This window comes from Corynebacterium sp. S5S1, from assembly GCF_001913985.1.
GTDB classification, from domain to species: Bacteria; Actinomycetota; Actinomycetes; order Mycobacteriales; family Mycobacteriaceae; genus Corynebacterium; species Corynebacterium marquesiae.
In genome coordinates this window covers 59,240-70,231 of the sequence record NZ_MKXT01000010.1, presented here as the reverse complement: position 1 = coordinate 70,231, position 10,992 = coordinate 59,240, and the positions used below count along the sequence as shown (strand labels likewise).

At 57.5% G+C, this 10,992-nt stretch carries 14 protein-coding genes; 6 read left to right on the top strand and 8 right to left on the bottom strand.

All coding sequences use genetic code 11. The annotated features are described in order from the left end of the window. Nucleotides 1-109 precede the first annotated feature (109 nt). A complete protein-coding gene (locus tag BKN05_RS05680; RefSeq protein WP_049377713.1) occupies nucleotides 110-583 on the bottom strand; it encodes an RDD family protein in 474 nt (157 codons plus the stop codon). 118 nt (nucleotides 584-701) lie between these two features. Between BKN05_RS05680 and glnA the strand changes: the two genes are divergently transcribed. The 5 genes from glnA (at nucleotide 702) to BKN05_RS05655 (ending at nucleotide 5,115) form a co-directional block, all read left to right on the top strand. Next, on the top strand, nucleotides 702-2,135 hold the full coding sequence (glnA, locus tag BKN05_RS05675) for a type I glutamate--ammonia ligase (protein ID WP_198491728.1): 1,434 nt from the start codon (nucleotides 702-704) through the stop codon (nucleotides 2,133-2,135). Between the two features lie 329 nt (nucleotides 2,136-2,464). Next, entirely contained in the window at nucleotides 2,465-3,370 is a 906-nt protein-coding gene (locus BKN05_RS05670; RefSeq protein ID WP_198491729.1) for an Abi family protein, read from the top strand. Nucleotides 3,371-3,541: 171 nt separating this feature from the next. Next, the gene (locus BKN05_RS05665) at nucleotides 3,542-4,513 is read left to right on the top strand and encodes a TDT family transporter (RefSeq protein ID WP_198491730.1); all 972 of its coding nucleotides are present in this window, start codon (nucleotides 3,542-3,544) and stop codon (nucleotides 4,511-4,513) included. A gap of 18 nt (nucleotides 4,514-4,531) precedes the next feature. Beyond that, nucleotides 4,532-4,741: a hypothetical protein gene (locus BKN05_RS05660; RefSeq protein WP_198491731.1), complete on the top strand. Its 210-nt coding sequence runs from the start codon at nucleotides 4,532-4,534 to the stop codon at nucleotides 4,739-4,741. Then, nucleotides 4,741-5,115: a hypothetical protein gene (locus tag BKN05_RS05655; RefSeq protein ID WP_198491732.1), complete on the top strand. Its 375-nt coding sequence runs from the start codon at nucleotides 4,741-4,743 to the stop codon at nucleotides 5,113-5,115. Before BKN05_RS05660 ends, BKN05_RS05655 begins: the two co-directional genes overlap by 1 nt. A 2-nt stretch (nucleotides 5,116-5,117) precedes the next feature. On the opposite strand, the gene BKN05_RS05650 is transcribed toward BKN05_RS05655, so the two are convergent. The 4 genes from BKN05_RS05650 to thrC are packed head-to-tail and all read right to left on the bottom strand — an operon-like array spanning nucleotide 5,118 to nucleotide 8,096. Next, the gene (locus BKN05_RS05650) at nucleotides 5,118-5,663 is read right to left on the bottom strand and encodes an NUDIX hydrolase (RefSeq protein WP_198491733.1); all 546 of its coding nucleotides are present in this window, start codon (nucleotides 5,661-5,663) and stop codon (nucleotides 5,118-5,120) included. 29 nt (nucleotides 5,664-5,692) lie between these two features. Next, nucleotides 5,693-6,526 (bottom strand): trypsin-like serine protease, encoded by an 834-nt coding sequence (locus tag BKN05_RS05645; protein WP_286688179.1) that lies wholly within the window; start codon nucleotides 6,524-6,526, stop codon nucleotides 5,693-5,695. After that, nucleotides 6,504-6,650, bottom strand: a complete 147-nt coding sequence (locus BKN05_RS05640; protein ID WP_005328137.1) for a hypothetical protein — start codon at nucleotides 6,648-6,650, stop codon at nucleotides 6,504-6,506. Before BKN05_RS05640 ends, BKN05_RS05645 begins: the two co-directional genes overlap by 23 nt. A gap of 3 nt (nucleotides 6,651-6,653) precedes the next feature. Continuing rightward, complete coding sequence (gene thrC, locus BKN05_RS05635) at nucleotides 6,654-8,096, bottom strand: threonine synthase (RefSeq protein WP_286688178.1); 1,443 nt, start codon at nucleotides 8,094-8,096, stop codon at nucleotides 6,654-6,656. Nucleotides 8,097-8,135: 39 nt separating this feature from the next. Here thrC and BKN05_RS05630 point away from each other — a divergent pair, with 39 nt between their 5' ends. Next, the gene (locus tag BKN05_RS05630) at nucleotides 8,136-9,443 is read left to right on the top strand and encodes an MFS transporter (protein ID WP_286688177.1); all 1,308 of its coding nucleotides are present in this window, start codon (nucleotides 8,136-8,138) and stop codon (nucleotides 9,441-9,443) included. Between the two features lie 14 nt (nucleotides 9,444-9,457). Here BKN05_RS05630 and BKN05_RS05625 read toward each other — a convergent pair whose 3' ends face one another. The 3 genes from BKN05_RS05625 to BKN05_RS05615 all read right to left on the bottom strand — a co-directional run bounded on the left by BKN05_RS05625 (nucleotide 9,458) and on the right by BKN05_RS05615 (nucleotide 10,989). Further along, a complete protein-coding gene (locus BKN05_RS05625) occupies nucleotides 9,458-10,165 on the bottom strand; it encodes an AAA family ATPase (protein WP_286688176.1) in 708 nt (235 codons plus the stop codon). Between the two features lie 10 nt (nucleotides 10,166-10,175). Next, nucleotides 10,176-10,394, bottom strand: coding sequence for a hypothetical protein (locus tag BKN05_RS05620; protein ID WP_286688175.1), 219 nt, complete (start codon nucleotides 10,392-10,394; stop codon nucleotides 10,176-10,178). Between the two features lie 145 nt (nucleotides 10,395-10,539). Beyond that, nucleotides 10,540-10,989 carry a hypothetical protein gene (locus BKN05_RS05615; RefSeq protein ID WP_286688174.1) on the bottom strand — a complete coding sequence of 150 codons (450 nt, stop codon included), beginning with the start codon at nucleotides 10,987-10,989 and terminating at the stop codon, nucleotides 10,540-10,542. Between the last annotated feature and the right edge of the window lie 3 nt (nucleotides 10,990-10,992).

The following is a 10,992-nucleotide window of genomic DNA, read 5'->3' as shown; positions in this document are numbered from 1 at the left end:
TGGCGCACCCCAGCCGAAGTCATGACCAACGCCCTCACACAAACCGGTAGCATCAAACCAAACTAACCATCATCGTTGCAACGACCCCTAGAATCCGCCAGCAGGCTGTTTAGGAGCGAATAACGATAGTACCGGTGGCGCGGTCATGCATTCCGCGTCCATCCGCATCAACCATAGCCGCTGGGAACAGCACACCTGTGAGCACTGTGCGCAGCGCCGCGCGCCATAGGCCCACGCGGGCACCGGGGACATCGAGTCGCGCCACGCCCATACCCAACAGCAGCATGCCGGGGGTGCGAGCAAAGAGCCAACCACACACGATGCCCATGATGACCCACAGGGCGTAGCCCAAGAAAGCCACGCCCCCAAGTTCCGTGGTGAACATGTGGATCAGGTTGGCAATGAGCATGCACACGATCCAGTCAATGGCCACGGCGCCGGCGCGGCGGCCAACGGGGGCCAGTGACCCCGGCCCGGACTCCGGAAGGCCGAGCTTTTCGCCCGGCCAGCGGCCGGGGCCTTCCATGTCATCGTATTCGCCCGGAATATTCGGCCCGTCGAGCCACGTACGCTTATCTGCCATGCTCACCAATCTAGCGGGCACAAAGTGAGATGTGAAACGAGGGGAATCGCGATGCCCACGGTGAGAACCTAGTAGGCTATAGAGAGACAATTCACCGGTCAACAACGAGGAGACAAACGTGTCTTTCGAGACAGTGCAGGACATCGTCCAATTCATTAAGGACGAGGACGTAAAGTTCGTCGATATCCGCTTTACGGACGTCCCGGGCACCGAGCACCACTTTTCCATCCCAGCAGATGAGTTCACCGTAGAAGATGCCGAAAATGGCCTTGCCTTCGACGGCTCCTCAATCCGCGGATTCACCACCATCGATGAGTCCGATATGACCCTGCTGCCGGATCCAGCCACCGCGCATATCGATCCGTTCCGCACGGCCAAGACCTTGAACATCAAATTCTTCGTCCACGACCCATTTACCTTTGAGCCTTTCTCCCGCGACCCGCGCAACATCGCGCGCAAGGCGGAAGAGTACCTGCAGTCCACCGGCATTGCCGATACCTGCAACTTTGGCGCTGAGGCCGAGTTCTACCTCTTTGACTCCGTGCGCTACGCCACCGATGCCCAGCACGGTTTCTATGAGGTGGACTCCGATGAGGGTTGGTGGAACCGCGATAGCGAAACCAACTTCGACGGCACCCCGAATACTGGCTACAAGACCCGCATGAAGGGTGGCTACTTCCCCACCGCTCCGTATGACAAGCACGGTGAGGTGCGCGACGCCATGGTGGAAAACCTGCAGAAGGTTGGCTTCCAGATCGAGCGCTTCCACCACGAGGTCGGCGCCGGCCAGAATGAGATCAACTACCGCTTCAACTCCATGTTGCACGCGGGCGATGACATTCAAACTTTCAAATACGTGATCAAGCAGACTGCGGCACAGTGGGGCAAGACCGCAACTTTCATGCCCAAGCCGCTGGCCGGCGATAATGGTTCCGGTATGCACGCCCACATGTCCCTGTGGAAGGACGGCAAGCCTCTCTTCCACGACGAGGCTGGCTACGCAGGCCTTTCCGATATCGCCCGCTACTACATCGGCGGCATCCTCCACCACGCTGGTGCCGTTCTCGCATTCACCAACCCGACGCTGAACTCCTACCACCGCCTGGTGCCGGGCTTCGAGGCCCCGATTAACCTGGTGTACTCCCAGCGCAACCGCTCGGCCGCTATCCGTATCCCGATTACCGGTTCCAACCCGAAGGCCAAGCGCATCGAGTTCCGCGCACCGGATCCATCCGGCAACCCGTACTTGGGCTTTGCCGCCATGATGATGGCCGGCATCGACGGTGTAAAGAACCGCATTGAGCCGCACGCTCCAGTTGATAAGGACCTCTACGAGCTGCCGCCCGCAGAGGCTGAGTCCATCCCCCAGGCACCGACCTCCCTCGAGGCTTCCCTCAAGGCCCTGCAGGAGGACATGGACTTCCTCACCGAAGGCGATGTCTTCACCGAGGATCTCATCGAGACCTACATCAACTACAAGTACGAGAACGAGATCAACCCGGTTCGCCTGCGTCCTACCCCGCAGGAATTTGAGATGTACTACGACTGCTAAAGCAGCGTTTGCCGACGCCCCCTCTCGCCACCGGCTTTCCGCCTTCCTAGGCTCCCATATTGCTGAGTGCCGATTGGGGGCTTTGCAGATCCTATGTGCACTTTGGATTCAGAAGTTTTGAACCCACTGCCCTTGGTTCTTAGCGCTGCCCCACTCCTTGTTGATTGACCATCGCAGCGTTTTCCAAATGCATGGCACGTGAGTAAAACCTTGCGCAAATGATTACTAAGGTTGCGCATTTTGAGCTATAATCTAGTCAATCGATACCCCCTCCAAGCTTCCCATAGGAACAGCTCAATATGAGAGGGGGGCTTTGCTATTCTGAAGCAATGAACCGCAGGAAGAAGTTCCTTAGCATTGAAGAGCAAGTTAGTTTAATTCAACGCCGTGGGTTAATCCTTCCTTCCGAAAAATCTGCTAAAAATTTCCTTGAGCGTCAAAATTATTACCGCTTTTCGGGCTACATGCGGTACTTCCAAGAAGACTTAGCTGGGGACGAAGCCAGATTCTATCCTGACACCCAGTGGGATGAAATAGTTAATATCTACCGGTTGGACGTCGAGCTTCGTTCTTTTCTTCTCCGCGGGCTCCAAGAAGCAGAGCTAGCGGCCAGAACGGCTTTTGCCCTCAGCGAAGGTGAAATCCATTCTCCTTACGAGGAGTATCTTCAGCCCACTGCTTACCGACGCCCACCAAATCCAGCTATGACGCCCACGCACCATCTAATAATCAGTGAGCTCAAGCGATCTAAGGAACCATACCTCCACAAATACCGAAAGGATTCAGGATCCGACACTGAGAGGTGGATTTACGATGTCCCAATTTGGGTGGCAGTTGAGGCATTGTCCTTTGGTACGTTGTCGAAAGCAATAAGCTTCCGAAACGATGACAACCAAGTTTACGCAAAGACTTGTTCCATTCTTGGCGTAAAGAAACAATATTTAACGCGCCAATTGCGCTCTTTTACTTTCGTGAGAAATAAGTGTGCTCACTCAGCTCGGTTATGGAACAGTTTCGTCTTGGACCAACCTTCAGTTTCCAATGCTACGAAACGGCGTGCTGAGAGAGTTTTGGGTCAAAATTATGGCGAGAACTCTCTACTGGCAGTAATTGTAGCCCTTGATAACTTTCTCTTTCTGACGAATTCGTGGGTTGGATTTTTGGATGAGTATATGGAGCTGGTCGAACGAAATCCGGCTTTCCACCAAGGTATAGCGAATCCTCATCATTCATAGCCTCCTTGCTGTATGAACACGCAATGGTGTTCCAGCCCTTTCTTGCGACCCCGGACACATATTCTTTAGGTCTTGACCCCGACCCCTAATCCAGCGCTAGTTGAGAGTTCTCACCAGCAAAAACGACAGCAAAATTCTGATAACCCAACCGAAAGAAATTAACATGTGGGTGTGACTGATAGATTCCGCCAACTCCCAGCCCCTGGCCCCGCGTGGGGAGGCAGCCTCATGGGCACCTCCATCGTTTCGCGCCTGCTCGTGGAAGAAGACATGATGATCCTGGCCGGCATTTTTGCCGCCATCGCGTGCGTCATCTTTGTCGTTCTCACCGCGGGCTTCTTGCGCTACCGCCACCCTGCCTTTGAGCGCACCACTATGGCGGAGTGGTCGATGTTTTTCATCGGAATCCTGGCGCTCGGTGCCGCGCTTTCCGGCCTGACGGATATCCCTACATTCCGCCTAGTGGGCTTTTGGATCGGTGGCCCAGTTACGGTTATCACGTGGGCTATCCAGCTCACGCGCTTTGATGGCGAACCGAAGTTCACCTGGGGCCTGCCGCTGGTCGGCCCTATGATTTCAGCTTCCGTTTCCGGTTGGCTAGCTAATGATTACGGCCCGCTCTACCACGTGATGGGTACGGTATTTTTCTTCATGTCCCTGGTGACGGCGGTGCCCACCTTCGCCCGCGTGTACTGGGCCGCATGGCACGGCAAGGTGGATTTCACCGGCGCGAAATCAGCCACCGCATGGGTCCCGCTAGGCGTAGTGGGCCAGTCCACGACAGCAATGCAGATTCTCTTCCCCGGACCGTTCTCCATCTATTACGGCGTTACGGCGCTTATTATCGCCATTCCGCTGTCCATCTACGCGATGTTTACCTTCTATCCCAATGTGGCACGGTGGGTTCCGTACTCCCCGGCGTGGTGGTCCTGCACATTCCCGCCAGGAACCGTAAGCATGGGCGGCCACCAGCTGGCATTGGTCAATGGCTCCGAGCTTATCGACGCCATTGCGCTCACCATTCCCGTTCTCCTCACCGCCCACTGGGCGCTGTGTTCCACCCGCTTCCTCAGCTGGGTGTGGGAGGGAAAGAAGGAAACCGGCCCTGAAGAACCACTCATTAAGACGGGTCCAGAAAGGTAGCAAGAAGGCGCAGCCACTATGCGAGACGCTAGCTTTGAACGAGGCAAGCGCCGCACACGCCGCCGCACGCGTGAAGCGCGACCGCGGCGCGAGCACTGGAGCAGGGAATACGCAATCTATGCGGAAGATTCCTGGGGCATAGATGACTTGGGCCCCGAGGGCGGCGAGAATTCCGTGCGCGCCTATTCCGGTGGCCGCGCAGATGGCAATCGTCGCCGGCGCGGCTGATGCATAAAAGCTCCCTTATCACCTTCATCGCGTGGGATCGCGCCAACCTGGCTGCGGTGAGAGACGTACTCGCCGGCCTGCAGCGAGACGGCATATTCCTGCGCCGCGGCCACCTGCTCTTGGAGACGTCGTGGCTTGGCTCAGGCGCACGGGACTTCTATGCCACGGCCTGGCGCTGGAGCGCGCAAGACTGCCCGCTCTTTTATGCCCTAGCCCGGCGCGGAAAACTCTTAATTACTATCAGCGATACCGTGATTTCCTGCGGCGACAAAGACGACATTGCCGATGCGCGCGCTGGCATTGCACAAGAACTCATCGCTGCCGAAAACCCACAGCAATTGCGCGGGCTGCTTGCCGACGCCGCAGAAGACTAGCCCTACAGTCCCGGTTGCTCGCTGCGCTTCATCCAGCCCATGCGCGGGGCAAAACCGCGGGGATGTTTCATCTGCGCTACGGCGTCGGCAATCATGAGGCGGTGGCGGCGCGAAACGCTTTCGGGAAGCTTCGCCACGGAGAACCACCCAGCCTCGGTATTTTCTTCATCGCTGATGACCGGCTCTGCGCCATCCGCTACTGATACGCGCAGCGCCGTTCCCATAAAGGTGCACTCATCACCGTTGGGGTAGGTCACTGGCCCGGACTGCCCCACGCCCAAAAGGGCTTCTACCTTGGCGTCGAGCCCCACTTCCTCTTTGACTTCTCGCAGCGCGGTGGTGGTGATCTCCTCGCCTGGCTCGCAGATTCCTTCCACCGGGGTCCACGTACCGTTATCGGAACGCTTTACTAGGAGCACGGAGGGGACTTCCCAGAGCGCGGCGTCTGCCGGAACATCACGGATGATGATGGCGCTGCAGGCCGGCACAAAGATCTGCTCGTGGCCAATCTTTTCGCGCAGCTGAATAATAAAATCTGGAGTCGGCATGCCACCTAGCGTAGACCAGTGCGGCGCACTTAGGCCACGGGTCCCAAAACCTCTTTAGCTAGAAGCTGAATATCGGTGGCCAACGTGAAAGACAGCTCCATGTCCGTCAGCGTGGTTTGGCAGGTGTGGCCTTCTTCGAGGCGCTGCGTCGTTCCCGAGACCACGCCCACGATGGTTTGCTTTCCTTCTACTTCGCCGTACACCGGACCACCAGAGTCACCATTGGTACTGCATACGCGCGCCCTAGCGGCGAGCGAATCCCGCTGGAGTCCCTCCGAGTTCAGCTGCGCCATCTCTGCATCATGGGAAAGCGTGCCGCACGTCTCATCGGTCACGCGGCCAAGCTTGCACACCTGATGTGGCAGGTGAGCCAGGGAGGTGGCGACGCTATTGTCTACCGTCCCGGGGACATAGTACTCAGCGCTGCCGGTGATCTCGATAAAGGCCACATCGAGGTCGTGGCTGTCTTCGGAATAGAAATCAGAGTAGATGACCTCGCCGATAGGTTCGGCGGGGTAGCTAAAGTTGCCGTCGGCGGTTCCGGCCCAGACCTTATCGCCGGGTTTGCCGCAATGGGAAGCGGTGACGGCGATCGTGCGGGCGTCGGCAAGCTTAAATGACCATGCCGCAGTACACGACTGGTAGTTGAAATAGGCGCCCGGCCGCGGTTCATCGCCGGAGAGGTCCAAGGCGGTGCCCGGCGCGAGCGGTGCCGTGGCCGGGGAATAGGACTCATTGGGAATGAGGTTTTTATAAGACAGGGCGGAGAAACTTGGTTCTTCCCCACCCCGTACCGGGCTGCAGGCCGCAAGGAACGCGGCCGTGCACGCTACAAAGACGCTAGTTGCTCTCCGCGTCCGCATCCCCGGCGTTGTCCTTATTATCTTCTTCCGCATCCATCTCCGCCTGGGCTTTGAGATCGCGGATGAACTTTTCCGGATCAAACTCGGTGTAGTGTTCCGGGCCGGCAAAATTTTCTAGGGCCATGGTCTAAACCTCCGTTTTCTGAATCGACGTGGTGATGTAATCCTTGACCGCCGCGGCATCATTAGGCAAGTCCTTGACGTGCCGCTCAGTATCGAGGATGCTGGCAAAGCGCTCGGGCGGCTCAGGGGCAGAGCCGATGGCCTCCGTGATGGTCTCGGCAAACTTCACCGGCAGCGCGGTCTCCAGACACACGATGGGCGTTTTTACACCTTCGCGCTGTGCGCCGCGAGCCACCTTGATGCCGTCGGCCGTGTGCGGATCCGGCAGGTAATCAAAGCGCTCGTGTACGTCCTTAATGGTGGCTAGGCGGTCCGCGTGGGTGGAGGAACCGGAAAGGAAACCATAGTCCGCGCGGGCGGCGGTGAGCTTCTCTTGATCCAGGCTGAAGCCACCTTCTTTGACCTTGGTGCCGAAAAGCTCTGCGGTTTCGGCTGCATCTCGGCCAAGCAAGTCGAACGCAAAGCGCTCAAAATTCGAGGCACGCGAGATATCCATCGACGGCGAGGACGTAGCCATGGTCTCTGCAGCTGGGCGCGGCCGGTAGTTTCCGGTACGGAAGAACTCATCCAGCACATCATTCTCATTAGTAGCCACAATGAGACGATCGATAGGAAGGCCCATTTGGCGAGCGATATGGCCAGCACAAATATCGCCAAAGTTACCGGTAGGAACGCTAAAGGAAACCTTCTGATCGGCGTTTTCGGTGACCTTGAGCCAGCAGGAAATGTAGTAGACCACCTGGGCCATCAACCGTGCCCAGTTAATGGAATTGACCGCGCCAATGCGGTAGGCGGCCTTAAAATCAGCATCTCCTGATACCGCCTTGACCACATCCTGGCAATCATCGAATACGCCATCGAGGGCGATGTTGAAGATATTCGGGTCATCCAACCCAAACATCTGTGCCTGCTGGAAGGCCGTCATCCGGCCGGCTGGGGTGAGCATAAAGACGCGAATGCCGTGGCGCCCGCGCATCGCATACTCTGCAGAGGACCCTGTATCGCCTGAGGTAGCGCCCAAAATATTGAGGGTTTCGCCACGGCGAGCAAGCTCATATTCAAATAGCTCACCCAAAAGCTGCATGGCCATGTCCTTAAATGCCGCAGTAGGTCCTTCAGAAAGATGTCCGATGAAAAGGCCCTCCCCTAGCTCCGTTACGGGCACAATCTCAGGATCGGCGAACTTGGGGCTGGTGTAGGCGCGCGCGGCGATGTCCTCGATGTCTTGCGCCGGAATATCGTCAATGAAAAGCTTAAGTACCTCGGCCGCAAGCGCCGCGTAGCCTTTGTCTGCTAGGAGCCTGCGCCATGAATTTAAAGTGCCGGAATCTAGCTGTGGGTAGCTCTCAGGCAGGTATAAACCGCCATCGGGGGCAAGCCCGCCAAGGAGAATATCGGTAAAAGATGCGGGCTGACGGGCGGTATCGCGGGTCGAAATATACTTCACACAAAAGAATCTTAGTAGTTAAGGCGTAAGGTATCAGCCATGTCGCAGCCGAATCCTAGGGAAGTCATTACCACTCAGGCTTTAAGCATTTGGGTGGCCGCCATGGCGGTCTACCTCGTAGCGATTACAGGGCGCACTTCCTTCGGCGTCGCCGGTCTAGATGCAATTGAACGCTTCGATGTCGATGCCGGACGCATCGCGGTTTTTACCTCCGTGCAGCTGGGTGTATATGCCCTAGCCCAAATCCCCACCGGCATTTTGATTGATAAGTTCGGCCCGCGCTTACTCCTCGTGGTCGGCGCCGTCATTATGGGCATTGGCCAGGTCGCCCTGGGCTTTACCACCAGCTATGGCGTAGCCATTGCCGCGCGCGTGCTCATCGGCGCGGGCGATGCCACGGCATTTCTCTCCGTGATGCGCATCCTGCCCTATTGGTTCCCACTGCACCGCACCCCCATGTTCACTCAGGTGACGTCATCGCTAGGACAAATGGGCCAGTTCATTTCCGCGGTGCCCTTCCTGTGGTTGCTGGGTGCGGCCGGATGGACTGCCGCCTTCGTTACCCTTGGCGCAGTAGGAATCTTGGTAGCCATCGCCGCTATCGTGGCGGTAGCAGACTCACCAGAGAAGTTGGGGATTATTCCCACGGAGAAGGAACCACCCAACTCGCAGGCCACCAGCATCCCGGCCCGTTTGAAGAAGGTCTTCCGCTCCCCGGTGGCCTGGCAGGCTTACTTCATCCACTACATCGGCATGCTCCCGCTCATCGTCTTTGTCATGCTCTGGGGCATGCCTATGATGACCCAAGGCATGGAGCTCTCCAAGGCTAAATCCAGCCTAGTACTTACTCTGCTGGCCGTATTCTTGGTCTTCGTAGGCCCCCTACACGGCAAAATTTCCTCTCGGGCGCAGCATGTCCGCCCGTGGCTGAGCCTCGGATTTGTGGCTGTTCACGTGCTGACTTGGCTCGTATTCTTTGCTTTTGGAACTGACAGCGGGCTGCCGGCAATCTTGGTGGTGTCCTTTATTACCGCGTTGTGTACACCGACGGCTAACTACGGCTTCGATATTGTGCGCGAACGCATGGACCGCTCCGTGGTGGCCACAGCTACGGGCTTGGGAAATATGGGCGGTTTTACCTCTGGCATGTTGGGCGCTCAGCTTTTCGGCATGGTGTTGGACCACTCCTCCGACGCCCCCAATTATTCTATGCCGGATTTCACTGCCGCCGCGGCTGCGGTGCTAGCCGTCTGGGCAGTAGGCATGATTGGTGTGGTCATCACCCACTTCCTTCGCCGTCGCGCGGGCGAAGACGGGCCTTCTGTCACCATCGTGGAGGTTTCCTAGAAACCGTCGGTTGATTACTCCGGGTTGAGGATAAAGCGAATGGTTCCCTCAGGGTCCGCCAAAAGCTCCCGGGTCGCCGCCACGGCTTCCGCTTCGTCGAAGGCGATGCGTTCAAAGCCAGTATCGTTGAGCTCCACAATGTCCGCACCAGGGCAGGCCAGAAGAATCGGCGAGTGCGTGGCAATAATGACCTGTGCGCCGCGGTCAACTGCTTGGGCAATTTCCCCTACGAGGGCCAGTTGCCGGATAACGGACAGCCCAGATTCTGGCTCATCAAGGATGTAGACGCCTTGGCCATTGATGTGCTCATAGAGCAGGTCAAAGACGGATTGCCCGTGCGATCGGCGGGACAAATCCACGTTCTGAGGAAGAGTCGAACGTCCGCCCCGTTCGGCCGCTGAATCCCCACGCTCAATCAAGTACTCGTGCTTTTCGGCGCGCAGGAAATAGGCGCGGTGGATTACTTCCTCAGTATCGCAGCGGATGGGGCTGCGAGGAACGATTTCATCTGGGTCACCCATGCGGCCGCCCGAGGGAGAACAACCTAAGTCACTAGCTAGGCCCGCGAGCAAGCTCGATTTGCCAATGCCGTTTTCACCTACGAAAACAGTTACTGGACTCCGCAGCTTGAAGCTGCCCAAATCAGCTAAGTAGTCGAAGACAGGCAGCTCGGCGCGGTAGTCATCAGGCTTGAATTTCAGGCTTAGGGAATCAACCAGCATGGGCCCTAGGTTAATTCAGTTCATCGAGTACGTGCAGCGCGTCTTCTTGCGCTGCCGCCGCACCAAAGTCTTTCAGGTGGTCACCCAAGTCGCCGGATGGAACCGATTGGGCGATGGTATCGGCCGGCACGGTATTAACGGCATAGGCCACCCCTATCCCGCCGGTGATAGATATGGCGATAGCGGCAAGCACCCCCACCGCGGTCGACAGCGTGGTCTTGAAAGTCATAGTCTCCTCCAGAAGCTTCGGCACCGAGCACCTTGCCCGTTACCGATTTGTGATGTTTTAGCTTAGGGAGAATCGCTGCCAAGGCCATGCCGCTCGGCTGCGGGTTGCCTGAATTTTTGCACCCAGTTCGCGAGGAAATAAAGGGCTAGTTTGCCGGGTAACTTTCAGCCACGATGCCATCGCTGGCCGGCATCACAAGTCCCCGTTCAAAAGCTACGAGGACTGCCTCTTCATCGGATTCGCTGATGTCTCCGGCCTCCACCGCGCTGCTGAGCTCACGCTCAAGGTAGACGCGCACATCGGACTTGCCGTTTTCCGTCTGGGTAATATCGCGAGGGACGGAATTGAGCGGAATGCCCAGCGCCTTAGCTAGGGAGGTCACGCGGTTGGCGTCGGTGGAATCATCGCCTTTGATAGCACCATTGACCTGTGCGGGCATGTCTTCCTGAACCACGCCACCAGCCACGGCCTCGCCCACCGTCCTCGTCCCCTTGGGCGGCTTATCGCGATTGGTGGCCCACACCCCGACAGCAATAGCCACGATGACGGCCACGGCTACAAAGGCCCACAGGTAGATGAGCTTATGTCGATACACTCC

Bases quoted from the DNA above. Each gene is read 5' to 3' on its own strand.
- BKN05_RS05680 (WP_049377713.1), bottom strand. From the start codon at position 583: ATGGCAGATAAGCGTACGTGGCTCGACGGGCCGAATATTCCGGGCGAA.
- BKN05_RS05670 (WP_198491729.1), top strand. From the start codon at position 2,465: ATGAACCGCAGGAAGAAGTTCCTTAGCATTGAAGAGCAAGTTAGTTTA.
- BKN05_RS05660 (WP_198491731.1), top strand. From the start codon at position 4,532: ATGCGAGACGCTAGCTTTGAACGAGGCAAGCGCCGCACACGCCGCCGC.
- BKN05_RS05655 (WP_198491732.1), top strand. From the start codon at position 4,741: ATGCATAAAAGCTCCCTTATCACCTTCATCGCGTGGGATCGCGCCAAC.
- BKN05_RS05650 (WP_198491733.1), bottom strand. From the start codon at position 5,663: ATGCCGACTCCAGATTTTATTATTCAGCTGCGCGAAAAGATTGGCCAC.
- BKN05_RS05645 (WP_286688179.1), bottom strand. From the start codon at position 6,526: ATGCGGACGCGGAGAGCAACTAGCGTCTTTGTAGCGTGCACGGCCGCG.
- BKN05_RS05640 (WP_005328137.1), bottom strand. From the start codon at position 6,650: ATGGCCCTAGAAAATTTTGCCGGCCCGGAACACTACACCGAGTTTGAT.
- BKN05_RS05630 (WP_286688177.1), top strand. From the start codon at position 8,136: ATGTCGCAGCCGAATCCTAGGGAAGTCATTACCACTCAGGCTTTAAGC.
- BKN05_RS05625 (WP_286688176.1), bottom strand. From the start codon at position 10,165: ATGCTGGTTGATTCCCTAAGCCTGAAATTCAAGCCTGATGACTACCGC.
- BKN05_RS05620 (WP_286688175.1), bottom strand. From the start codon at position 10,394: ATGACTTTCAAGACCACGCTGTCGACCGCGGTGGGGGTGCTTGCCGCT.